This window comes from Olleya sp. R77988 (assembly GCF_044594215.1).
Classification (GTDB): domain Bacteria; phylum Bacteroidota; class Bacteroidia; order Flavobacteriales; family Flavobacteriaceae; genus Olleya.
Map to the genome: position 1 here is coordinate 1,991,587 of NZ_CP138988.1, position 24,742 is coordinate 2,016,328.

The following is a 24,742-nucleotide window of genomic DNA, read 5'->3' on the forward strand; positions in this document are numbered from 1 at the left end:
TTTATTAAAATGAGTAAAAAAGTATTCGTTTTTTTTCCTGATGGAGTTGGCCTACGCAACTTTGCTTTTACCGATTTTAAAACCATTGGAGAACAAAAAGGTTTTGATATTACTTATTGGAACAATACAGTGTTTTCCTTAAAAGACAACCTAGGTTTTGATGAAGTTAAAATTGAAAATCATCAAATACATCCTTTAACACCATTATATTCTCGTGCCAGAAAAAGAGCAGAATTAAACGTGTCTAGAGACAAGTTTAAAGATGAGGTGTATCCAACTTATAAATTTCCGTTTAACTATAAAGGGTTAAAAAACATATTTAAAAGCGTCTATACAAAAGCATTAATAGGTTTGTACTCTTCAGAAAAGGGAGTTGAAAAAATTCGAAAAAAAATTAATGATTTAGAGCGTATAAATCCTAAGTACGCCTACTGTAAAGCACAATTAGAACAGCATAAACCAGATTTAATTTTTTGTACAACACAACGTGCAACCCAATCTATTAGTGCATTATTGGCTGCTAAAGATTTAGGGATTCCAACAGTTGCATTTGTATACTCTTGGGATAATGTACCAAAAGCTATGCAAGTGGTAGAAACTGATTATTATTGTGTGTGGAGTGACCATATGAAGCGCGAAGTGTTGCAATATTATCCATTTGTAAAAGACCATCAAGTGTTTGTTACAGGTACTCCACAGTTTGAACCACATTATAACGATAGTTTAAAACAAAACAGAGCAGACTTTTTTAAGCAATATAATTTAGACGTTAATAAAAAATATATTTGCTATTCTGGAGATGACGAAACCACGTCACCATTAGATCAATATTATTTGGAAGATTTAGCAAATGCAGTACGAAGTTTAAATGCAAAAGGAGAAAATTTAGGTGTTATTTACAGAAAATGCCCTGTAGATTTTACGCCAAGATATGACGCTGTTATTGAAGCTAATAAAGATATAATTGAAGTTTTAGACCCAATTTGGAAACCCATTGGAGATCAATGGAATCAAGTATTGCCAGCAAAAGAAGACTTTAAAATGTTGTATAACGTGTGCGAGCATAGTGCATTTGTTACCAATGTGTGTTCATCAACAGTGTTTGATTTTGTTGCACATGATAAAGCTTGTATTTATTATAATTACGAGCAACCACAACTTAAAAAAGGCATTAGAGATATTGGACAGAATTATAAGTACGTCCATTTTAGAAGTATGCCAAGTGATAATGCTGCAGTATTTTGTACAGATAAAAAAGATTTAGAAGGTTTGGTAAAACAAATATTAGATGGACAATTATCAAATGTTGAAGACGGTAAAAAATGGTATGAGATTATAGTTGGTAAAACACCAACTAAAGCGTCTGAAACTATTTGGGATGCTATAAATTCTATTTTAAAATGAGTAAAAAACAAACCATAATATTTTCAAATTCTTATGGTCCAAGGACAGGACATAACTTTGCTTCTGATGCTTTAAAAGTATTTACAAATCATCAAGTTTTAGCACATTCTAGAAGTGAGACTAGATTATCTGATTTTTTAAAAAAATATTTTGAAGTAGCAAAAACTATTTATCATAAATCTGATAGAGATTTTTTTGATTCTATTATCATTAATGATCTAAGATCTAATATTATAAAACATTCTGATAGTGATTATGTAATGATTAAAAACACTTCATTTAGTGGTGTTAAATACTTACCAGAGGTTTTCCCTGACGATATCCATGTCTTAATTCTAAGAAATCCAGTAGATAGTTTTAGTTCTGCTTTTAAAGCGATGAATCTTAATAAAAAAGGATTTAAAAATAAAGTAAAAAAAATGGGAAAAGCTATTGGAGTGTTCCCTTATTATTATTTTAGAAAGATCAGTAATCAAATTATAGAGGTTATGCCTGATTTGAGTAAATTTTATATTATTAGATATGAAGATTTAGTGACACAAAATGAAACCGTTTTAGAAGCATTAAAACAAAAGTTTAATACACCAAAAAGTATACAGCAAATTAAAGAAGAGTTAAATAGTATAAAAGTTTTTAATTCGTCTTTTTTTGAAGAAACAGGAGCTAAACATATTTGGGATTCTAAAGAAAAAACAACAACTTTTAATCCAATTGGTAGAAAAAAGCATCCTTTTTTTATAAGAAAGGCAATTGAGTTAGCTGCTAAAGATTTAAAAAACAAATTAGGTTACTAATAAGTCTAACTTATTAGAATATTAAAATTGAATAAATGAAAGATGCTACTGATAATTATTATCAAAAGATAAAAGACGATTTTTTAATTGAGGATCAATCTTTATTGAGATATGGTAGTATAGAAGATGGAGGGTATTTTTTAAAACCTGAAACTATAGCTAATTCTAGCTTGTTATTTAGTGGTGGAATTTCTTCAAATTTAGAATTTGAATATGACTTGTTTAGATTTAACGATACCTTACAGATTATAATGGTAGATCCAACAGTATCTGGACCAAAACTGATTTTAAAAGGATTAGCACGTTTTTTTTTTAAAAAACCTGATAAAATAAGATATTTGTTTAATGCTTTAATTTTTAATTTTTTAATTAGACAAGCTCGATGTAAACATTTAAAATTATGGTTAAATAAGCCTCAGAAGATTTTAGAATTAGCAAAAGACAGACTAAAACCAAATGATACTATTTTATTAAAGTTTGATATTGAAGGAGGAGAATATGACTTTTTAGATGAAATCACTTCAAATCTAAATCGTTTTTCTGCACTAGTTTTTGAATTTCATGATTTGCATAAGCACAATAAAACGGTTCATGAATTTATAAATTCATGTCAATCACAATTTGATTTAGTATACTTGGGTATTAATCCTTCTGGAGGTTTTGATGGAGAAAATAGACCAAAGTGCATTGAGATAACTTTGGAGAGAAAAGTAAATTAATAAATATGCACATCGCTTTCCTAACATCAGAGTATCCACATCCTAAAGTAGCACATGCTGCAGGAATAGCGACTAGTATAAAAAACTTAGCGATTGCATTAACCAAAAAAAACGTAACAGTTACAGTCTTTGTGTATCAGCAAAATGAAAACACTATAATAAAAGACCAAGGTGTAACTATTCATTTAATTAAAAGAAAAAATTATAAATTTCTGACTTGGTATTTTTATAGAAAGCATATCCAAAATTATATTAATACAATTGTTAAAACAGAAAATATTGATTTGCTTGAAGCTGCAGATTGGACAGGTATTACTGCTTTTATGCGTTTAAAATTGCCTTTAGTTATTAGGCTTCATGGTAGTGATGCTTATTTCTGTAAGTTAGATAATCGTAAACAAAAATTTAAAAACTTTGTTTTTGAAAAATCAGCTTTACTAAAAGCCAAAGGGTATATTGCTCCAACAACTTTTGCTGGAGAAGAGACTGCCAAAATTTTTGGTTTAAAAAGAACAAAAATTAAAACTATCCATAATGGTATAGAAACAAGTGTATTCCAGAATGATTCACCTGAGACTTATAATAAAAACACAGTTTTATATATCGGAACACTAATAAGAAAAAAAGGAGTTTTAGAATTGGCTCAAATATTTAATAAAGTAGTATTAGAACAATCTGAAGCACAATTGGTGTTAATAGGAAGTGACTCTAAAGACATTAAAACAGGTGCAACTTCTACCTATCAATTAATGCAGGATTTATTATCTGATGCAGCAAAACTACAAACACAATATTTGGGTAAAATACCATATGCAGAAGTGCAGGAACAAATTAAAAAAGCACAGGTTTGTGTGTTTCCTAGTTTTGCAGAAACCCAAGGGATGGTTACAATAGAGTCTATGAGTCTTCAAAAACCTGTAGTTAACACTAGTATAGGTTGGGCAAAAGAGTTGATTGATGATGGTATAAATGGATATTTAGTCCATCCTACAGATATAGATGTTTATGCAGCAAAAATAGTTGCTTTACTAAAAGACAAAACCTTATGTTTACAACTTGGTAAACAAGCACGTAAAAAAGTAGAAACTACTTTTGATATAGATGGTATTGCAGATTTAAATAAAGCATATTATTTATCTATAATAAACCAAAACGCTTAGTTTATGATAGGAAAACAGGTGAAAAAAGCGGTATCAAAGCAATTAAAGCTAATTAAACTGGTGTTTAATTATGCTAAGTATTTTACTTTAAAACAACCTAAGCAAAAGCTAATAGTGGTTTGTTTTGATGGATTATTTCCGCATGGTGGTTTGGTAGATCGTTTAAAAGGTATAGTCTCTTTTTATCAAGTTGCTCAAGAATTGGGTTATGATTTTAAAGTGCTTTTTGATAACCCTTTTGATTTGACCATGGTTTTAGAACCTAATCAAGTCGATTGGCAAATTAATAGAGATCAATTAAAATGGCATCCAACCAAGAGTAAATTCTTGTATTTGGTTAATAATTTTAATACCAATCCGTTGCAAATAATTAAACAGTCCAAAGCACAAACCTTTTATGTTTATGCTAATATTGACTATGCAAAAACAATGTTTCCTAATTTGAGTACTTTACAATTAGAAAGCAAATGGAGAACGTCCTTTAATACATTATTTAAAAAAAGTAATCTGTTAGAAACTAAATTAAACCAGATAGAATTGGCACCATATATAGCCTTTCATTCTAGATTTACAAGCTTGATGGGAGATTTTGTAGATACGACTACAAAAGTACTTTCAGAAGAAGAAAAAACAATGCTTTTAAAACAATTATTAAATTGTATAGAAAAGGTAAAAGCAGAAAATAATCTACCAGCCTATGTGTTTTCGGACAGTGTTAATTTTATAGATTACATAAAACAACACTCAATAATTAAAACCGTTAAAGGTAATCCGTTTCATATGGATAATTTTGAAGGCAATTCTAATATTGAAGGTCATTTAAAAACATTAATAGACTTTTTTATGATTTCTAAAAGTCAAAAAGTTTACTTTTTAAACATAAAACCAATGTATAATAGTAGTTTTTCAAAATATGCTGCAATTATAGGAAATACTAAATTTATACGATTAGAATCATGATAATAATCGTACATCATAATAATAAGACAGTCAAACTATTGGATGCTAATATGCAACCATTAACGACTATTGCTATTGAAGATTCTATCTCTAAAAGCATGAAGCTTGTAGCTCAAGTTTTTTCAGATGAATTAATTATTTGGTGTCATCAAAATCTTATAGACCATTTAAATGTGGACAGTTTTTCGACTGTTTTTCATCATAAAAGGATACTAGCAAGTTATAATTTGGTAGAAAAAACCTATTTGCCTAAGCAGATAGGTTATATAGAGCGTTCTTATTTTTTAAAAATGAATAAAAGCGTAACCTATCCAACGTGGTTAATGAACAGTCAAGTAGGAGGTGTACATGCTTCGGTTATTAATAATTTAAAGGATAGTCTTAAGGTTTCAAACAGTTTTGATTATTTTTTAAATTCATTAGCAAAAAGAGCAATGGTTGAAGGTTTGTTTTGTTATTCAGAACCAAAATTATTAAAACCACATTCTAAACTTAAAATAGAAACTAGTGAAGGCTCAACTTATACCTTATTTAAGTTTGTTAAGCAACATTATAAATGGGTTTGGGTATTCTTTTTAAGTTTATGTTATTTAATTTATGAAAAAAAACTGGTGGTATTTCCGCTTTTAAAAAGCCTGTTTTATAGACAATTACCAACTAATTTTAATTTAGAATCTATTAAGATTAAATCTTCAAAAAAGGTTGCTATAAGTAAGACAATTGATGTTGTAATACCAACAATAGCAAGAAAACAATATTTGTTTGATGTACTAAAAGACTTAGCAAAACAAACACACTTACCTAATAATGTCATTATTGTAGAGCAAAACCCTTTAGAAAATTCAGTTTCAGAGTTAAACTATTTAAGTACTAACGATTGGCCATTTAACATCAAGCACACCTTTACACATCAATCTGGTGTTTGTAATGCTCGTAATGTAGCATTAGCACAAATAGAAAGCGAATGGACTTTTCTTGCAGATGATGATATAAGATTTGAAACTGATTTTTTTGAAAATTCTTTTAAAGAAATAGACTCAAAAGCAATCACTGCATTAAATTATTTATGCTTACAACCTAAACAGCATCAAACCTATTTTAAATTACATCAAACAACAGTTTTTGGATCAGGTTCTAGTATGGTTAAATCTGAAGCTTTAAAAGGATTAAAATTTAATATGGCTTATGAGTTTGGTTTTGGAGAAGACTCGGAATTTGGAATGCAATTAAGAAGCAAAGGGACAGATGTTGTTTTTATTCCAAATCTAAAAATCACACATTTAAAAGCACCAATTGGTGGATATCGTACCAAAGTAAAACAGTTGTGGGCAGATGATGTAGTTATGCCAAAACCGTCTCCAACAATCATGTTGTTAAATCAAACGTATTTTACAGATCAACAACTATTAGGATATAAATTATTATTAGGTTTACGTAGTTTTAAACACAATAAAATTAAAAACCCAATTGCTTATATTAAGCAGTATAAAAAACAATGGGAACGGAGTCAATTTTGGAGTGCTAAATTAAGAGACAATACAAATGCTTAAACTATACACAAACAGCAATTTTTTAACAGAAACGTATCGACGTCAAGTCTTTCCGTTGTTGTTTGATTTGGTGTTTAAGCAAAACAAAACACTACTTTCTAAGTATACTATTGTGACTACAATAGAAACTGCAGATATTGTCGTGTTTCCAGTAGATTACGCTGTTTTTTTTAAGCATAAAACAGACTTTAATAGATTACTTAACCTAGCAAAACAACATCAAAAACCAATTTGGATGTATACAGCAGGAGATTATGGTTTTACCAATTATATAGCCAATAGTTATACCTTTAGATTAGGTGGTTTTGACAGTAAGTTAGATGAAAACACGTTTGTAATGCCTTCATTTATAAACGATCCTTATGATGCGTTTCTTGCGCAAGGATTTTCAGCAATAAAAAAAGAAGAGCAACCAAGTATTGGCTTTGTAGGACATGCGCAATTTGGTGTTTTAAAATATATAAAAGAATATACTAACCATTTAAAATACCAAGTAAAACGAAAGCTTAATAAGTTGCTTGCTGACAGGCAATCGTTTTATCCGTCTAGTATTAAACGTGCTAATTATTTAAATGCTTTAGCTTTAAACGAGGCTTTTAACACACAATTTATTTTACGTACTAAATATAGAGCAGGTTCTCAATCTGTGGTAACACAAAAAGAAAGCTCGAAACAGTTCTATGATAATATTTTTAATACAGCGTACACCTTTTGTATTAGAGGTGTTGGTAATTTTTCAGTCCGTTTTTACGAGGCTTTAGCAGTTGGACGTATTCCAATATTAATAAATACTGACTGTCGTTTACCTTTACAAGACAAGATAAATTGGTCTAAGCATTGTTTAATTATAGACCAAAATAGTAAAGTGTCTATTGCAGATCAGGTTTTAAAATTTCATGATAGTTTAACAGCTACTCAATTTGAAAATCTACAACTTTGTAATAGAGCCTTATGGTTAAATAGTTTAAGACGTGAACCTTACTTTTTAGAAATAGAAAAACAATTTAAAACTAAATTACAATAAATGAATCTCTCTTTTTCATTAGTCATCTGCACTTATATGCGACCAAAAGCGATTATTACGCTTTTAGAGTCTGTTGCATTGCAGACGTTATATCCTAATGAGATTTTAATTATTGATGGTTCTACAAATACTAAAACAGAAGAGGCTTTAAATAAAAAGGTGTTTAAAAATCTTAGTTATTTTAAAGTAGATAATAATAATAGAGGCTTAACTAAACAACGCAATTTCGGGATAGAAAAAGTGGAGGACAGCATAGATGTTATTTGCTTTTTGGATGATGATGTGATTTTAGAAATCGATTATTTTGAGCAATTAATATCAACTTATGTAAAACACCCAAATGCATTAGCTGTTGGAGGTTTTATAACAAATGAAGTGCAATGGGAAACTTCAGATAACTCAAACAATCCATCAAAATTTTATTTTGATAATTGGATGCGTAATGAATCATCCAGGTTTAAAATTAGACGCAAATTTGGTTTACAACCAGATACAGATCCAGCTTTTTTACCAACATTTGCACATGGACGATCGGTTAGCTTTTTACCACCTTCTGGCAAAATTTATGAAGTAGAACAAATAATGGGAGGCGTTTCTAGTTACAGAAAAGAGGTGTTTAAGCAATTATCGTTTTCTACTTATTTTGAAGGGTATGGTTTATATGAAGATGCAGATTTTTCTTTAAGGTTGGCAAAAATTGGACAGTTATTTATCAATACAAATGCTAGATTAGCACATTACCATGATGGTTCTGGAAGACCAAATCAATATAGTTACGGTAAAATGGTGGTTAGAAATAGTTGGTATGTCTGGCGTGTTAAATATCCAAACCCAAGTTTTAAAGCAAGACTAAAATTTCATGCTACTGCACTATTATTAATGACCATTAGAGCAACTAACATTATTACCTCTAAAGAAAAATTAAAAGCATTAACAGAAACAGTTGGACGTAAGGTTGGCTGGATTTCGCTTATATTTAACAAACCCAAAATTCAATAATGCGTTTTTTAATCATCACACATGTTTTTCATAAACCTAAAAATGGACAATGGTTTGCCTATGCACCTTATGTGCGCGAAATGAATTTGTGGTTAAAACATGTGGATGAAGTGGAGATTGTTGCTCCAAAAACGGAGGAGTCCATTTCAGAAATAGATATTGCCTATCAACACAACAATATTACATTAACCAAAATACCTTCAATTGCATTAACAAATATAAGTAGTGGTTTAAAGTCTTTAATTGCATTACCATTAATAATTTTAAGATTATATCAAGCTTGCAGACGTGCAGATCATATTCATTTAAGATGTCCAGGTAATATTGGACTGCTAGGTTGTTTAGTTCAGGTGCTTTTTCCTAATAAAGTAAAAACTGCTAAATACGCTGGAAATTGGGACCCAAATGCAAAGCAACCATTAAGTTATCGTATTCAAAAAAAGTTATTATCCAATACGTCTTGGACTAAAAACATGACAGCTATTGTTTATGGAGATTGGCAAAATCAAACCAAAAATATAAAACCCTTTTTTACAGCAACGTTTAAAAATGAAGATAGATTAGTTGTAAAACCTAGAGTATATTCAAAAAATTTAAATTTTGTTTTTGTTGGTAGTTTGGTTGCAGGTAAACGACCTTTATTAGCCATTCAAATTGTTGAGGCTTTAAAAAATAAAGGGTTATCGGTAACTTTAGACCTTTATGGTGATGGCATTTTAAAACCGAAGTTAAAGCAATACACAGAAGATAATAATTTAAGTAATATTGTACGTTTACACGGAAATCAAACCAGTCAAACAGTTAAAATAGCCTTAAAAAACGCACACTTTACCATATTAGCGTCTAAGTCCGAAGGTTGGCCAAAAGCACTTGCAGAAGCAATGTTTTTTGGAGTAATCCCTGTTGCAACGTCAATATCCTGCGTTCCGGATATGTTAGATTATGGTAAACGTGGTATTTTAATAGAGCCAACTGTTAAAGATGCAGTGTCAAAAATTGAAGCTCATTTAAAATTAAAAACGGATTTGAAAGCGATGTCAAAACTAGCATCAAATTGGTCTCAAAATTATACTTTGGATGTTTTTGAAGAAGAAATAAAAAAACTAATTGTAGCTTAAATGAGAGTATTGCAACTTATAGATAGTTTAGAAGCTGGAGGAGCAGAGCGTGTTGCAGTTAATTTTGCAAATGCTTTAGTGTCTGATGTTGAGGGTTCTTTTTTATGTGCGACTAGAGCTGAAGGATTATTAATATCTAGTATAAACAAAGAGGTTGGTTATTTGTTTTTAAACAAAAAGAAAAAAATAGATATAAAAGCAATCAAACAACTATTTCGTTTTGTAAAACAGAATCAAATTACCATAATTCATGCACATTCAACCTCTTATTTTTTAGCAACTATTATCAAAGTTTTAAAACCAAGAATAAAGTTAGTTTGGCATGATCATTACGGGAAAAGCGAGTTTTTAAAGCAAAGACCAAAAAGAATTTTAAAATTTTGTTCAAAATTTTTCAATCATATTTTTAGTGTTAATACTAAATTAGAGATTTGGGCAAAGGATGAGTTAAAAGTAAAATCGGTAAGTTATTTGCCAAATTTTGCAGTAAAAAACGATACAACTTCTATTACTAAGCTAAAAGGAGATGTTGGAAAACGTATTGTTTGTTTAGCTAATTTAAGACCACAAAAAGATCATTTAAATTTACTAAATGCTTTTAAAGAAGTTAGTTGTGTGCATAAAGATTGGACATTACACTTAGTTGGGCAAGATTTTAAAGATGATTATTCTAACACAATATTTAATTTTATAAAAGAGAATAAATTAGAGCAAAACGTCTTTTTATATGGTAGTTGTCCAGACACGTCAGCTATTTTAGAACAATGTACAATAGGTGTTTTGTCCTCCAAGTCGGAAGGCTTACCTTTGGCTTTGTTAGAATATGGATTAGTAGGTTTACCTACAATAGCAACAAATGTTGGAGATTGTAATTTAGTAATATCAAATGAAGATGAAGGACAATTAATAGCATCTGAAAATAGTAATACTTTAAAAATGGCAATCTTAGATTATATTGACAAACCAGAAAAAACTAAAGTATTAGCTGAAAATTTTAAAGAGAAAGTAACCAATCAATTTTCAAAAAATTCAATAATAAACATAATAACAACTATTTACAAAACTGTTTAACTGTTAAATGACATCAACCCAATACATCAATAAAAAAATAGAATATCTATTTAAGTCTCTTTATGTAAAGGTTGCTTTAGCGTTAATGGTTTTATCTTATTTTTATAACCTACCAGCAATTAAATATAGCTTAACAGGAGATAATGAATTACGTTTGTATGATGTTACTGGTGTTGTTATATTATTTATTGTTTATAATAATCTTAAGGTATTTAATGTCTATATAAAATCAAAAACGTATTTTAAATTTTTAAATACGTTTATTCTTTGGGCTGGATTTACTTTAATTTTTAATGCAGCATTTAGTATTTATAAAGGCAGACCGTTATGGTTTATTCAAACCTGTTTATACTATTATCATTTACTTATTTTCTTTTATACTTCTGTTTTAATGGCTATGTATTTACGGAAGAAATCAAATTACAGATATGCAGCTAGTCTGATTTTGATTTTAGCGATTGCAGAATCTGTTTTAGTGTTTTTACAGCATGCAGGACTTGTTCCTTTTTTATGGAATGACATATATCTTCAATCTTATGGAGGTTTTCTATCTGGAGCTTTAGGTCCTAATAAAATTAACTTAGGGATGAATATGTTATTCTCTTTTGTTTTTGCTATTGCTTTATTGGGGCAAAAGCAAGTAAAGGTTAATAAGCTATTAATTATAATAGCTATTTTAACTAGTATAGCAACAATTGGTGTGTCTGGATCCAGAACCACTTATTTAGGCCTAATTGTTTTTGTTTGTTATTTATTTGTATCCAGAACTAGAAGATTTTTTGGATTATCAATAGTAATTTCTATTGGTGTTATTGTTGCATTTTTTTTAAATTTAGAATTAATAGAAACCATTACTACCACTATAGAAAACCGTGTAATTAACAAGGTGTCAGACCCTGGAGTATTTACAGGAGAAAGTTTGGATGTTGGGGATCTTTACGAAGACTTAGGAGCTGGAAGAAAAGGATTATCGTTAAATTATCTAACATATTTATTTGAAAACCCTTTAATTATGCCTTTTGGAATAGGTTTGAATAACCGTTTACTTATAAATTTTTCTGCACATAATATTTACTTAAGTTTGATAAACGAACTTGGTTTAGTTGGACTATTTTTATACTTTAAATGGTTAATAAATTATCTTTATTTAAAATTTGGAAAAGCAAAGTCTTTTAAAGCATCTTTAAACGGGTTGGTTTTTGCAATGTTAGTTACTTTGTTTTTTGGAGAACATTTATATATTTACCGCTCTTTATTTACTATTTTAGGGTACTTTTTATTAATTATGGTGATGTTAATTGCACCACGTTATTATACTATTAATGCTAAATCAAAATAAAATAGCTGTTATAATTCCTTACTATAATGCGTCTAAGCATATAATTAGCGTATTAGAAAAACTACCAGAATTTATAGATGTAGTTTATGTTGTTGATGACTGTAGTAAAGAGGCTTTTCCTAAAAAAACAGAAGAGCAATTTCCTAAAGTAATCTATATAAAGCATGATTCTAACTTAGGTGTTGGAGGAGCAACAAAAACAGGTTTTAAATACGCTATAAAGGACAAAATAGATGTTGTTGTTAAGGTAGATGCTGACGACCAGATGGATACTAAATATATTAAAAGTTTAGTACTTCCTTTAATTGACCAACAAGCAGAATACGCTAAAGGTAATAGGTTTAGAGATTTTAAAGCGCTTAAAAAAATGCCTTTTGTTAGAAAAGCTGGTAATTTAGGTTTATCATTTTTAACAAAAGCAGCAACAGGTTATTGGAATAATTTTGATCCAACTAATGGTTTTTTTGCAGTAAAAACTAAAACTTTAGAGCAATTAGATTTTGATAATATTGCTAATAGATATTACTTTGAAACCTCTTTAATTGCCGAGTTATATTTTCAGGAAGCTAGAATAAAAGATGTGCCAATGCCAGCAATTTATGGAGACGAAAAGTCTAGTATGAGTGTCTGGAAAATGCCATTTGTATTTTTGCCAAAGCTGTTTAAGACTTTTATTAAGCGAATCTTTAAGTCTTATTTTGTTTACGATTTTAATATATCATCAATCTATATATTATTAGGAATGCCATTATTTTTGTTTGGTTTTATATATGGAATATATACTTGGTGGTATTACAGTTCTAAAGCTGTATTTGCGCCAACAGGAACTATTATGTTGGTTACATTAACCATAATAATTGGATTTCAATTATTATTGCAAGCTGTACATTATGACATTATTAAAGCACCAAAATCTAACTAAATGAAAGGTTTAAGTAAGTCTGAATTACTTTTAATTATTTCTTTAAACCTAGTAATAGCGATTGCTTATTATATTGACAATTTAAATGCAAGTTATAGCGAGCTATCTTCTGATATACAAAATATTATTCCTGTAGCACAAAAATTTGATGATCCAGAATTATTTAAAGAAGACCTGTATTTAAACACGATAGATAATGTTAAATATTACACGCCTTTTTATGTGCAATCATTGCGTTTTATAGCAAAATTCACTAATTACAATTACGTGCAAGCTATTAATGTTTTAGGTTTGATTTGCCATTTGTTATTTGGTGTTCTATGGTTTTTTCTGCTTTATAAATACGTCAATAGTTTTTGGGTTGCTTTTTTAGTTTCAATTATAATTAGAGGTGTAGTTTGGCTTCCTGGATTAGAAATTTGGGGAATCTCGGATTTATGGACCATTATGCCTAGAACCGTTTATATTACATTATTACCACTTCCTTTTTTACTAATTTCAAAATCTTTTTTCAAGCTTTTAATAGCAGGATTTTTAATTGGTTTAATTTTTAATTTTCACCCAATAACTGGTCTTGGAGGTATTTTATTGTTTATTTCGTTTTTAGTATTAATACCTGTTTTTAATAAATCAATCTATTCGTTTTCATTTAAAAAACTCCTCCTTATATTAATTAGTATTGCGTTAGGAATGCTTCCTTTTGTATTGACTTATTTTGGTAAGACATCTTCAGAGATTACATATGATGTTAATGCGTTTAACGTTGCTTTTAATGCTAGGATTCCAGAATTTTTCAGCCATCCTTTGTTATTTTTAAAACAATGGATAAGCTTTAAAATACTGTTTTTTATTATACCATTATTTATATATTATTTTGTTTCATTTAAAAGAAAGACAGCTTCAAATAATGCTAAACTATTATTATCATTAACTTTAATATTAGTTGCTATTCCTACATTAAGTGTCCCAATTGAGCAATTGGTAAATAAAGTATTTAATCTAAATTTAAGATTATCTTTTCAGTTAATAAGAGTGCAAAAAGTGGCTATTATCCCTGGGTTTTTTGCTATTGCATTACTATTAAAAAACGTATTTAAAAGTCAACAGTTTTTACAAAAGGTGCAACCACTAATTGTAGGTTTATATTTGGTAGTATTAGTGTTTAGTCAAAGTCAATGGTTTAAAAAAATTCCGTTTTTTGGTGATGATATTTCTAAAACAATTTTGCCACATAATTTAAGTGCATTTTCGACAGAAAAAAATGCAGAACTAGATATAGATAGAATGGCTAAGTATCTAGAAAAACACACATTAACAACTGATTTGATATGTGGTAGTCATATTTATAGAGGAGCTACACAACGTTCTGTTATTTTTGATGGGAAAGGAGCTTCTATGTTAATAGAAGGTAACCCAGAGCAATTTATTTATTGGCAACAGCAGCAGCAAGCTATTAATAATTTAAAAAATTATAAAGAAATTGTTGATTACTTAAAACAATATAAAGTCGATTATTTTTTAACCAAAAACAAAGATGTACCAGCAAAATTGGTACATACAGAAGGTGATATAAATCTATATAAACTGTAAATTTTTATTGAAAACAATCTTATACATAGGCAACAAATTAGTTGGTAAAGGTAAAACTGCTACAACTATCGATACTTTAGGAAAAGGTCTTGAGGAAGAAGGTTTTATTGTAAATTATTCGTCTAGTTATCAAAACAAAGTGTTTAGACTAATAGATATGATGTGGTCTGTTTTTAAGTACAGAAAGATTACAGATTTTGTTTTAATAGATACATATAGCACTGTAAATTTTTATTATGCTTATGCAGTAAGCAAGCTGTGTTATTTTTTTAAGCTAAAATACATTCCTATATTACATGGAGGAAATCTTCCAGAACGGTTAAAAAGTAGCCCAAAATTAAGTGCTTCAATTTTTAAAAAAGCTTATCTTAATGTCTCTCCTTCTGGTTATATTAAATCAGAATTTGAAACTTTAGGGTATTCTAATATAAAAGTGATTCCTAATAGTATTTCAATTAATAATTACCCTTTTAGTCCACGTAAACCAGAAGTTATTAAAATGCTTTGGGTACGTTCGTTTTCTACATTATACAATCCTAATTTGGCAATTGATATTTTATTTCAACTAAAACAAAAAGGAGTTGATGCTACATTATGTATGGTTGGACCAGATAATGATGGTAGTTTACAAACAGCTAAAAATTATGCAAAACAATTAGGAATTGATGTGAAATTTACTGGAAAACTGACCAAAACAGAGTGGATTAAATTATCCAAAACCTTTACTGTTTTTATAAATACCACAAATTTTGATAACACACCTGTTAGCGTAATAGAGGCTATGGCTTTGGGCTTGCCTATTGTGTCTACAAATGTTGGCGGTTTACCTTTTTTAATTAATAATGGAGTAGATGGCTGTTTAGTGAATGCTAATCAGACAGAAGGTTTTGTTGACGCTATTTTAAAGTTAAAAAATGATAATGAGTTAAGTGTTTTAATGTCTAAATCTGCTAGAAATAAAGCTGAATCTTTTGATTGGCAAATTGTTAAAAAACAATGGACAACTACTTTAGTATAAAACTTGCATAAAAACAATTACTTATTATCTTTGAGTGATTCTCCCAACCAACAATAAATGAAAAGTAATAGTGGTATTCACTTTGAAATTTCTGAACGTAAAATCTTATTACGCTTATTTGATTTGCTTTTTATTGGGCTATCTTTATTTGGTGTAAGTGCATTTTTTGAGTTTGATTACTTTAGTGTTAATGACCAACATTGGGCTTGGTTTATTCTGTTAGCACTTTATATTTCAGTGTTTGGGACTGTTTTGGAGTTGTACGATTTACAAAAATCAAGTCGGTTAGATACTGTTTTAGGTACAGTTTTACTAACAACATCTGTTACAGTACTCTTTTATTTGCTAACTCCCTTTTACACACCTTCTTTACCAGAAAACAGATTGCAAATTCTGTACTTTTATTTAGCAATTTTATTTGGTTTGTATTTTTGGCGTTGGGCTTATATTACTTTTATATCTACACCAAGATTTTTTAAAAATGTATTATTAGTTGGAGAGACATCTAATATAAAAACTATTGTTGATGCTTTTGCAAATGCAGATCCAAATTACAAAATTATAGGTTTTATTAATTGCGAAACCGAAAAACAAGATTCTATAAAATATAAAGGCTTGAAAGAATATGAGCCTAAAGCAATACATCAAATTATTAAAGATGAAGGTATTTCTGAAATTGTTATAGCTAGTTATAATTCTGAAAACATAACGCCTTCAATTTATACAGATTTAATTACACTTTTAGAAAAAGGATTTCCTATTAAGGAATATACACAGGTTTATGAAGATATTACCTATCGTGTACCTGTACAATTTGTTGGTAAAGATTTTTATAAATATTTTCCATTTAGTCGAAACAATAAAAACAAACTATACTTAACTTATAGACGCATATTTGATGTCGTTTTATCATTAGTTGGAGTAGTCATTGGTCTATTATTGCTTCCAATAGTTTTAATAGGAAACCTAATAGGAAATAGAGGAAAACTGTTTTACACACAGGAACGTGTTGGTAAAAACGGAATACCATTTAAGATTTTTAAATTTAGAACAATGGTTAAAAATGCTGAAACAGCTGGAGCAGTTTGGGCAACAAAAAATGATAGTCGTATTACTGCTTTTGGTAAGTTTTTACGTGTGTCTAGATTAGATGAATTTCCTCAATTTATTAATATCCTTAAAGGTGATATGAGTATCATTGGACCACGTCCAGAACGTCCTTATTTTGTTGAAGAACTCTCTCAAGTTATCCCTTTTTATGAAACTAGGCATATTGTAAAACCAGGTTTAACAGGTTGGGCTCAAGTTAAAGCACGTTATGGTTCTAGTATTGATGATAGTTTGCTAAAGCTTCAGTTTGATTTGTACTATATAAAACATCGTAGTTTTTTACTAGATATTAATATTATAGTAAAAACATTAAGTACAGTTATTTTCTTCAGAGGACAGTAAAACAGTTATTAGTATTTTTTACAAGACAAATCAGACAACTTTATAATGCTTAAGTAAAAACACATACCTAAAAATCAAAGCAATCAATATTGGGATTAAAGCTGGAGCAAAACGTTGTACTCCAATTGTCCAATGCATAACCATTAAACACAACATAAGGATAGAAAACTTAATATAAGCTTTAAACCATTTTTTTGGTGTTGTTTTTAATAGTTGTAAGACACAAAACAAACTTAATGGAAAAGCCCATAATAAGTTGTAATTATAAGCAGTACCTGTATGATCTGTAGCAAACCATAATAAAAATAACAAAACACCAATTAACCCAGTTGATATAAAAATAATAAGGTCTAACCACTTGCTTCTGGTTTTGTTTTTAAAGTTTTTATAAGTTATAAAAACAATAACTAAAGCAATTAATGTTAGTACAAATAATGGACTTAATAAAAACAAAGTGTTTTTGTTTTCGTCTTTTTTTGTATAAATAATTTTTGAGGTATTAACTAATTTTTCTCCAGAATTTTTTAAAGTTGCAACTTCAAAAAACTGATTAATATTAATTGGTAAAAACAATTGTTCTCTTGATGTAGCTTTACGATCAATTATAGAGCCTAAAGCAATATCAATCCCAAAACTACCCCAAGTATTCCAGTCTAAATGACTATCAATTAATTGCCTAAAGGTTTGTTCTTTATAATTTTTTGGTAAGTTGTATTTTAGATTTTCTTTTAGTGTAGATTCAATAATATCTCTAATTTTTGTAGCACAATTGTCATAAAAAAAATCATAAAGATAGGCTCCTTCATTTTTTTTGTAATTGGCTTCTAGATAATTATATAACTCTTGTTTTTCTAGTGATGTTAAGTTTAATTGCTGCTCTTTTATGGTTCTATTTTCACTTCTGTATAAACCAATAAAATTTCTGTAATTAGATTTACCTTGTAGGTAATTTAATTTTCCTCTAGCAAAATTTAAATAAAAATTAGGGTCATCAAAATTATAGCGTCCAAAGTCATAAGTAATATCATTAAATCTAGATTTAATTCTAATAGCATTATGTCCAAAAGCATCATTTAAATTATTTCCTGGACCTAAGGTAATAACGCTAACAATAGCATCTTCTGGTAATGGAAGTGTTTGAGAAAAACTTGTGGTTATGGTCAATAAAAAAAATAAGCGTAATACTAATCTCATGCTACAAAGATAACTTATCTAAAAACACTAAAGTCTAGTTTTAAAGAAAACACATTAGAGTATAAAGCCACACTTTGATCTCCAATATCTGTAAAAGCATAATCTACATGGATACCCTTATATTTAAAACCAACACCAAAACTAGGCTGAAAGGTTAAATCCTCAGAGTTATCAATTTGTAATTCGTTTTGAAAATTACCAACTCCTGTACGTAAATATATCATGTCTAAATATCCAAATTCAAATCCTAAAGCTGGATTAACACTAACGGATGATGTAGAAATAATATCATTGTTTTGCTCGAACCTTACATTTAAATCTAATTCTGCTTCCAAAGTATAATCGTAATGAAAACGATATAATTTAGCGACTCCTAGTTGGAGTTTAGGAATAGTAATTTCTGAAGTTTCTGGTAATTCTTGGTTTTGTCCTTCAATAGCATTTTGCACTTTAGCAAATTCTTCTTCATTAATGGTCCAAGCATTAAAAGTTGTAGTTATATCTCGAGCCATGATGCCAAATTTCCAGTTATTATTACTTTCAAACTGGATAGCAGCATCAAGTCCAAAACCCCAACTTGAAGCAAAATCACCTATAATACGTCTAATTACTTTAGCATTTATACCATAACTTAAACCTTCGATTGGTAAATCTCTAGCGTAAGAAAATGTTAAACCATAATCTGCTGTAGAGAAAAGGCTAATTCTATCATAATTAACGTTTCCTTGGTCGTCAATAAGTTGTGTTGTATCTAAAATGTCATCTACTGCAAAACGAATTAATGATATTCCAAATGCACTTCTATCATCAAGTGGCATAGCGAATGCTGCATAATCGTAATTTGCAATATTTGCAAAATAACTAGAATGCATTAAAGCTAATTGGTTGTCTTCAAGATTAATTAATCCAGCTGGATTCCAATATCCAGAATTAACATCACTAGTTCTTGCTGTTACAGCATTACTCATTCCTAATGCAGCTGCATCCACACCAATATTCATAAACTCATTAGAATATTTACGTGTCGTTTGAGCAATAGCTAATGTTGAAGTCAACAATAAAAAGGTAAGTAATGCTTGTTTCAATTTCAATTTTTTTACAAAGATGCTATAATTTTTCTATATATTAAACTTCAATTTTAATAGTATATTGCCTAGTGTTTGGAATAGACCAAAATACTTTGTTATTTTTACAAAAAACTAATTGATGAACATCAAAGCCTTTATACCAAATTTTGTAACCCTTCTAAATTTATTTTGCGGAAGTATTGCGGTTATTTTTGCAGTTAATAATCATTTTAAATATGCTGCTCTTTTTGTTTTTTTAGGAATATTTTTTGATTTTTTTGATGGACTTCTAGCCAGAAAATTAAAAGTACAATCAGAACTAGGTTTGCAGTTAGATAGTTTGGCAGATATGGTAACCAGTGGTTTGGTGCCAGGAATTATTTTATTTAAATTATTAGAATTAGCAAGTAATAGCAGAGCGATTACACCAATTAGCGAGTGGACTGAAACCATGCAATGGACTGGTTTTAAAGTTAATTTATTACCCTTTATTGGTTTATTTGTAACCTTAGCATCTGCTTACAGGTTAGCTAAATTTAATATAGACGAAGATCAGCAAAGTTATTTTAAAGGATTGCCAGTGCCAGCAAACACTCTGCTAATTATAGCATTGCCTTTAATTTTAGAATTTCAGAATAGCGATGCTATGAATAGCATTATTCTTAACAAATGGTTTTTAATTGGATTAACCTTGATTAGTTGTTATTTATTAAACTCGTCAATAAAATTATTTGCTTTAAAATTTAAAGATTGGAGCTTTAAAAACAATGCTGTACGCTATATTTTTATAATTTTAAGTATTGTTTTATTAGTTATACTTCATTTTGCAGCTATACCAATAATTATACTATTATACATATTACTTTCCTTATTTAACAACATCAATTAATTACTATGTTACAAATTATTTTCACATTATTAATGCTTGTGTTATTGCAAGCAGTATTAGGTTTTGACAATTTATTATATATCTCATTAGAGTCTAAAAAAGCGCCTACAGCAGATCAAAAAAGAGTAAGAAAAGTAGGAATCTTAATTGCAATTGTATTAAGGATTGTATTACTGTTTATTTTAGTAGCAGTTATTGATTTTTTTAAAGAACCATTTTCTTTTATGACTGGTGAGATTGGAAGTGTGGCTAGTTTTGCCTTTAATGGACACAGTTTAATAGTACTTGCTGGAGGTGGATTTATTATTTACACAGCAATTAAAGAAATCTGGCACATGATTGGTGCTCATGATTTAAATCATGATGTAGAAAGTGACGGAAAGCGTGGTAAATCTGCAAATGCAGTAATAACAAGTATTGTTATTATGAATTTAGTATTTTCATTTGATTCTATTTTAGCAGCAATTGGGTTGACTAGCGATATTGAAAACTCTACAACCGCTTTTATTGTAATGGCAATTGCAATTATAATTAGTGGATTATTAATGTTGTTTTTAGCAGATCGTATCTCTGTGTTTTTAGCTAAAAACAGAATGTATGAAGTACTTGGTTTATTTATCCTTTTTATAGTTGGTATTATGCTAATTACAGAAGGTGGTCATTTAGCACATTTAAAACTGTTTGGTAATCCAATAGAGTCTATGAGTAAAACAACCTTCTATTTTGTAATTGCTATTTTAGTAATTGTAGATGTAGTACAAGGTCGTTATCAGAAAAAGATTTTGGCTGAAAACACCAGAATTAAAAATTTAAGTAAAGAGGAAAACGTGGAAGCTTAAACTAGATTTAACCATTAAGTTAAAAATCAATCTAGAAGTATGAGATTTAGAATTGGCGCTTACTCTGTAAGGTTGAAAACTTATAATTCAAATGATTTAAGTTTACCAGAAAAGTATAATCATTTAAAGTTTCAGTTGTATCAAAAGGTGTTTTATATCCTTTTTATCCCTGTACTTCCTATAGAATTATTTTGGAAAATAAAGGATGCTAACACAAATAAAGAAGCTAGTTCTGATGCAGAATTAAGAACAAAGTTAAATTTATTTTCTCTAAATAAAAAAAGCCCTTTTTGGACTTATTCTGGATTAATGATTCTATTAGCTCCTTTTATATTTTTAGCAGGATATTTAATTTTAAACTTTGGCGAAAAACAAATTAAAAATATAGAAAAATCTATAGAGAATGATAAAGTAAATTTTAGGGTTGTTGAAAATATAAAAGCACCTATTTTAAACGATGTTTATCATATAAAACTTATTGAAATGATCCCTCAAACAGATGTTAATGGAAAGGTTAAAAGTTTTAAAAAAGGAGAAAGAGAAACTTTAAAATATAAAGTGTTAAGTTTTTCGGAGGATAGTTTATCATTAGTGTTGATAGAAACACCTAAGTTTTTCTTTGCAGATATACTACTTAAAGATACAGTAAAAGTTTTAAAAAATAAGTTGATAGATATTTCAGACAGTTACAAGACTATTGATTTATACACACCAATAAAAGATAAAAATATAATTAAAGCAGAAGCTGTTTTTAATATAGACAATATTATTAGAGAATAATAAGTTACTCTCTAATCTTCTTTTTACGTAATTCAAAATTTTGACCTAAGTATACTTTACGTACCATTTCGTCATTAGCAAGCTCTTCAGGTTTTCCAGCTTTTAATATGCTACCTTCAAACATTAGGTATGTTCTGTCAGTAATTGCTAATGTTTCTTGTACGTTGTGGTCTGTAATTAAAATACCAATATTTTTTTTGGTTAATTGTGCTACAATACGTTGTATATCCTCAACAGCAACTGGGTCTACACCTGCAAAAGGTTCGTCTAATAAAATAAAACTAGGATCTGTAGCTAAAGCACGTGCAATCTCTGTACGTCTTCGTTCTCCTCCAGACAATAAATCACCTCTACTTTTACGGATGTGACCTAAACTAAACTCTTCAATTAAAGACTCCATTCTATGTAGTTGTTCTTTTTTACTTAGTTTAGTCATTTGTAAGACACTTAATATATTGTCTTCAATACTTAGTTTTCTAAATACAGAAGCCTCTTGTGCTAAGTATCCAATACCATTTTGTGCACGCTTGTACATTGGGTAATTGGTAATATCTGTATTATCTAAAAATATTTGTCCACCATTAGGCTTAACTAGACCAACAATCATATAAAAAGAAGTGGTTTTACCTGCTCCATTTGGTCCTAGTAGTCCAACAATTTCTCCTTGATTAACCTCAAGAGATACGTCTTTTACTACTTTACGTCCACTATAGGACTTCATTAAGTTTTCGGCTCTAAGCTTCATTTGGTGTATTTAATTATGCTAAAAATAGTCATTTCGGTAAAACTATTAAAAAAGTGTTACTTTTTTATATAAAGTTTAACCTTGTTAGTAGTAGAAATTAAAAGTTGCACAAGTTTTTTAACTGGTCTTTCTAACCTGTTTTTTTTGTTTTTTAGTATCTTTTTTTATTACAATTCTAGAAATATGTATGCTAACTTCATATAAAACTAAAACAGGAATGGCTACAATAATTTGACTAGCAATATCTGGAGGAGTTATTATAGCAGATAAAATTAAAACAATAACTAAAGCAAATTTTCTGTATTTACGTAAAAACTGAGGAGTCACTAAACCTACTTTTGTTAAAAAGTAAATTAAAATAGGCAGCTCAAAGATAATACCAGAAGCAATAACAGCAGCTCTAACCAAGCCAACGTATGATGAAATGTCAATCTCGTTTGATACGTCACTACTAACAGAGTAAGTTCCTAAAAAGTTTATAGATAATGGTGTAATAATATAATAGCCAAACAAGACACCCATAAAAAATAGAAGAGAGGATATAATTATAAAACCTGTTGATGTTTTCTTTTCTTTTGATGTTAATCCTGGACTAATAAATTTCCATAATTGGTAAATAACATAAGGGAAAGCAACAATAAAACCTGCGTAAATAGAAGTCCAAATATGAATGGAGAATTGTCCAGCCATTTCGCGATTTTGAATAATAAAAGGAAAGGAATCTGCACAAAAACTCATGTCTTCCATTCCAAAAACTTGTGACATATTACACAACCATTGATAGGTTGGAAACGTCATTTTTTGAGGCGCAAATAGAATGTTGTCAAATAATATACTTGGAAAACAAAAAGCTACAGTACCACAAATTACAACAGCAGTTACTATTCTAATTAAATGCCATCTTAAATCTTCAAGATGATCTAAAAAAGACATCTCATTTACATCTTTTTTTGCCATTATAAAATACCTTCTCTAATTAAATCGTGTAGATGTACTACACCTGCATAATTACCATCTTTTTCTACTAATAATTGAGATATTCCATTGTTTTCCATAATCTCCATTGCATCAATAGCCATAGCATCTTCTTCGATACGCTTTGGGTTAGCACTCATAATATCTTTTGCTGTTAAATCTGAAAAACTATCTGCTTTACTAAGCATACGACGTAAATCTCCATCTGTAATAATACCAGCAATTTTACCATTTTCTGTAACTGCTGTAACACCTAACATTTTTTCAGAAATCTCTACAATTACCTGTTTAATATTAGTGTCTAAAGCAACTTCTGGTTTTTGATTTACAGAAGAAATATCTTGAACTCTTAAATATAATTTTTTCCCTAAAGCACCTCCAGGATGGTATTTTGCAAAGTCCTTACTTGAAAAACCTCTTAACTCTAATAAACTAACTGCCAAAGCATCACCTAAAACTAATTGTGCAGTAGTACTAGTTGTTGGAGCTAAATTATTTGGACACGCTTCTTTTTCTACAAAAGCATTTAAAACATAGTCTGCTTGTTGGCCTAAAAATGACTCTTTATTACCAGTAATGGCAATCATTTTATTTTTAGCATTTTTAATTAAAGGCACAAGGACTTTAATTTCTGGAGTATTTCCGCTTTTAGAAATACAAATCACCACATCATCCTGTAAAATCAATCCTAAATCTCCATGTATGGCATCTGCTGCATGCATAAAAACCGCAGGAGTACCTGTAGAATTTAGTGTTGCAACAATTTTAGTTGCAATAATTGCACTTTTACCAATACCAGTAATAATAACACGACCTTTAGAATTGTAAATTAATTCTACAGCTTCTGCAAAATCGTTATCTATTAAATCAGATAGGTTTAAAATAGACTGTCCTTCTAATTTAATAGTCTCTTTTGCGCTACTAATAATGGACGTTTTAGTTTTCAATGTGTTTATTTTTTTTGGTTTATAAAGATTTTACTATCTTTAATTTTAATCTAAAAAAACTATAACAGTTTAATAGATTGATATTGACGACAAATTTAGCGAAAAAATTGAGAGGGGAATTCAATTCTTAGCAACTATTTAAGTTTGTCAAAAGTAAAAGTGTGTAAATAATAATTTAATACGAAG

The 24,742-nt window shown here is 29.1% G+C and carries 23 protein-coding genes; 18 read left to right on the plus strand and 5 right to left on the minus strand.

The genetic code is table 11. The features are described from left to right. The first annotated feature begins 9 nt into the window (after positions 1-9). The 15 genes from SJY17_RS08960 to SJY17_RS09030 are packed head-to-tail and all read left to right on the plus strand — an operon-like array spanning position 10 to position 17,120. A complete protein-coding gene (locus SJY17_RS08960; RefSeq protein WP_397362227.1) occupies positions 10-1,404 on the plus strand; it encodes a UDP-glycosyltransferase in 1,395 nt (464 codons plus the stop codon). Beyond that, complete coding sequence (locus SJY17_RS08965) at positions 1,401-2,198, plus strand: sulfotransferase (protein WP_397362228.1); 798 nt, start codon at positions 1,401-1,403, stop codon at positions 2,196-2,198. The genes SJY17_RS08960 and SJY17_RS08965 overlap by 4 nt, the downstream gene beginning before the upstream one ends. A gap of 35 nt (positions 2,199-2,233) precedes the next feature. Continuing rightward, positions 2,234-2,917 carry an FkbM family methyltransferase gene (locus tag SJY17_RS08970; RefSeq protein WP_397362229.1) on the plus strand — a complete coding sequence of 228 codons (684 nt, stop codon included), beginning with the start codon at positions 2,234-2,236 and terminating at the stop codon, positions 2,915-2,917. A 5-nt stretch (positions 2,918-2,922) separates the two neighbouring features. Then, entirely contained in the window at positions 2,923-4,077 is a 1,155-nt protein-coding gene (locus SJY17_RS08975) for a glycosyltransferase family 4 protein (RefSeq protein ID WP_397362230.1), read from the plus strand. Between the two features lie 3 nt (positions 4,078-4,080). Further along, on the plus strand, positions 4,081-5,037 hold the full coding sequence (locus tag SJY17_RS08980; RefSeq protein ID WP_397362231.1) for a hypothetical protein: 957 nt from the start codon (positions 4,081-4,083) through the stop codon (positions 5,035-5,037). Continuing rightward, on the plus strand, positions 5,034-6,587 hold the full coding sequence (locus SJY17_RS08985) for a glycosyltransferase family 2 protein (RefSeq protein WP_397362232.1): 1,554 nt from the start codon (positions 5,034-5,036) through the stop codon (positions 6,585-6,587). Before SJY17_RS08980 ends, SJY17_RS08985 begins: the two co-directional genes overlap by 4 nt. Next, the gene (locus SJY17_RS08990) at positions 6,580-7,611 is read left to right on the plus strand and encodes an exostosin family protein (protein ID WP_397362233.1); all 1,032 of its coding nucleotides are present in this window, start codon (positions 6,580-6,582) and stop codon (positions 7,609-7,611) included. Before SJY17_RS08985 ends, SJY17_RS08990 begins: the two co-directional genes overlap by 8 nt. After that, the gene (locus SJY17_RS08995; RefSeq protein ID WP_397362234.1) at positions 7,612-8,610 is read left to right on the plus strand and encodes a glycosyltransferase family 2 protein; all 999 of its coding nucleotides are present in this window, start codon (positions 7,612-7,614) and stop codon (positions 8,608-8,610) included. It begins immediately after the preceding gene. Further along, complete coding sequence (locus tag SJY17_RS09000) at positions 8,610-9,728, plus strand: glycosyltransferase family 4 protein (protein ID WP_397362235.1); 1,119 nt, start codon at positions 8,610-8,612, stop codon at positions 9,726-9,728. Before SJY17_RS08995 ends, SJY17_RS09000 begins: the two co-directional genes overlap by 1 nt. Beyond that, on the plus strand, positions 9,729-10,799 hold the full coding sequence (locus SJY17_RS09005; RefSeq protein WP_397362236.1) for a glycosyltransferase: 1,071 nt from the start codon (positions 9,729-9,731) through the stop codon (positions 10,797-10,799). Positions 10,800-10,806: 7 nt separating this feature from the next. Beyond that, positions 10,807-12,138 carry an O-antigen ligase family protein gene (locus SJY17_RS09010; protein WP_397362237.1) on the plus strand — a complete coding sequence of 444 codons (1,332 nt, stop codon included), beginning with the start codon at positions 10,807-10,809 and terminating at the stop codon, positions 12,136-12,138. Further along, positions 12,122-13,060 (plus strand): glycosyltransferase family 2 protein, encoded by a 939-nt coding sequence (locus tag SJY17_RS09015; RefSeq protein ID WP_397362238.1) that lies wholly within the window; start codon positions 12,122-12,124, stop codon positions 13,058-13,060. Before SJY17_RS09010 ends, SJY17_RS09015 begins: the two co-directional genes overlap by 17 nt. Continuing rightward, complete coding sequence (locus SJY17_RS09020; protein WP_397362239.1) at positions 13,061-14,650, plus strand: hypothetical protein; 1,590 nt, start codon at positions 13,061-13,063, stop codon at positions 14,648-14,650. 7 nt (positions 14,651-14,657) lie between these two features. Next, entirely contained in the window at positions 14,658-15,668 is a 1,011-nt protein-coding gene (locus SJY17_RS09025; RefSeq protein WP_397362240.1) for a glycosyltransferase family 4 protein, read from the plus strand. 57 nt (positions 15,669-15,725) lie between these two features. Beyond that, entirely contained in the window at positions 15,726-17,120 is a 1,395-nt protein-coding gene (locus SJY17_RS09030) for a sugar transferase (RefSeq protein ID WP_397362241.1), read from the plus strand. A gap of 30 nt (positions 17,121-17,150) precedes the next feature. On the opposite strand, the gene SJY17_RS09035 is transcribed toward SJY17_RS09030, so the two are convergent. Beyond that, positions 17,151-18,314 carry a DUF4105 domain-containing protein gene (locus SJY17_RS09035; RefSeq protein WP_397362242.1) on the minus strand — a complete coding sequence of 388 codons (1,164 nt, stop codon included), beginning with the start codon at positions 18,312-18,314 and terminating at the stop codon, positions 17,151-17,153. 14 nt (positions 18,315-18,328) lie between these two features. Further along, positions 18,329-19,399 carry a PorV/PorQ family protein gene (locus tag SJY17_RS09040; RefSeq protein ID WP_397362243.1) on the minus strand — a complete coding sequence of 357 codons (1,071 nt, stop codon included), beginning with the start codon at positions 19,397-19,399 and terminating at the stop codon, positions 18,329-18,331. A gap of 121 nt (positions 19,400-19,520) precedes the next feature. On the opposite strand from SJY17_RS09040, the gene SJY17_RS09045 reads away from it, so the two are divergent. Genes SJY17_RS09045 through SJY17_RS09055 form a run of 3 tightly spaced genes read left to right on the plus strand, consistent with a single transcriptional unit; the run spans position 19,521 to position 21,889 of the window. Next, on the plus strand, positions 19,521-20,270 hold the full coding sequence (locus SJY17_RS09045; RefSeq protein WP_397362244.1) for a CDP-alcohol phosphatidyltransferase family protein: 750 nt from the start codon (positions 19,521-19,523) through the stop codon (positions 20,268-20,270). A 5-nt stretch (positions 20,271-20,275) separates the two neighbouring features. Continuing rightward, on the plus strand, positions 20,276-21,109 hold the full coding sequence (locus SJY17_RS09050; protein ID WP_397362245.1) for a TerC family protein: 834 nt from the start codon (positions 20,276-20,278) through the stop codon (positions 21,107-21,109). Positions 21,110-21,148: 39 nt separating this feature from the next. After that, positions 21,149-21,889: a hypothetical protein gene (locus SJY17_RS09055; protein WP_397362246.1), complete on the plus strand. Its 741-nt coding sequence runs from the start codon at positions 21,149-21,151 to the stop codon at positions 21,887-21,889. 4 nt (positions 21,890-21,893) lie between these two features. On the opposite strand, the gene lptB is transcribed toward SJY17_RS09055, so the two are convergent. The 3 genes from lptB to SJY17_RS09070 form a co-directional block, all read right to left on the minus strand. Continuing rightward, positions 21,894-22,634, minus strand: coding sequence for an LPS export ABC transporter ATP-binding protein (gene lptB / locus SJY17_RS09060; RefSeq protein WP_397362247.1), 741 nt, complete (start codon positions 22,632-22,634; stop codon positions 21,894-21,896). Positions 22,635-22,751: 117 nt separating this feature from the next. Continuing rightward, positions 22,752-23,591 (minus strand): twin-arginine translocase subunit TatC, encoded by an 840-nt coding sequence (tatC, locus tag SJY17_RS09065; RefSeq protein WP_397362248.1) that lies wholly within the window; start codon positions 23,589-23,591, stop codon positions 22,752-22,754. Beyond that, positions 23,591-24,556, minus strand: a complete 966-nt coding sequence (locus tag SJY17_RS09070; RefSeq protein WP_397362249.1) for an SIS domain-containing protein — start codon at positions 24,554-24,556, stop codon at positions 23,591-23,593. The genes tatC and SJY17_RS09070 overlap by 1 nt, the downstream gene beginning before the upstream one ends. Positions 24,557-24,742 lie beyond the last annotated feature (186 nt).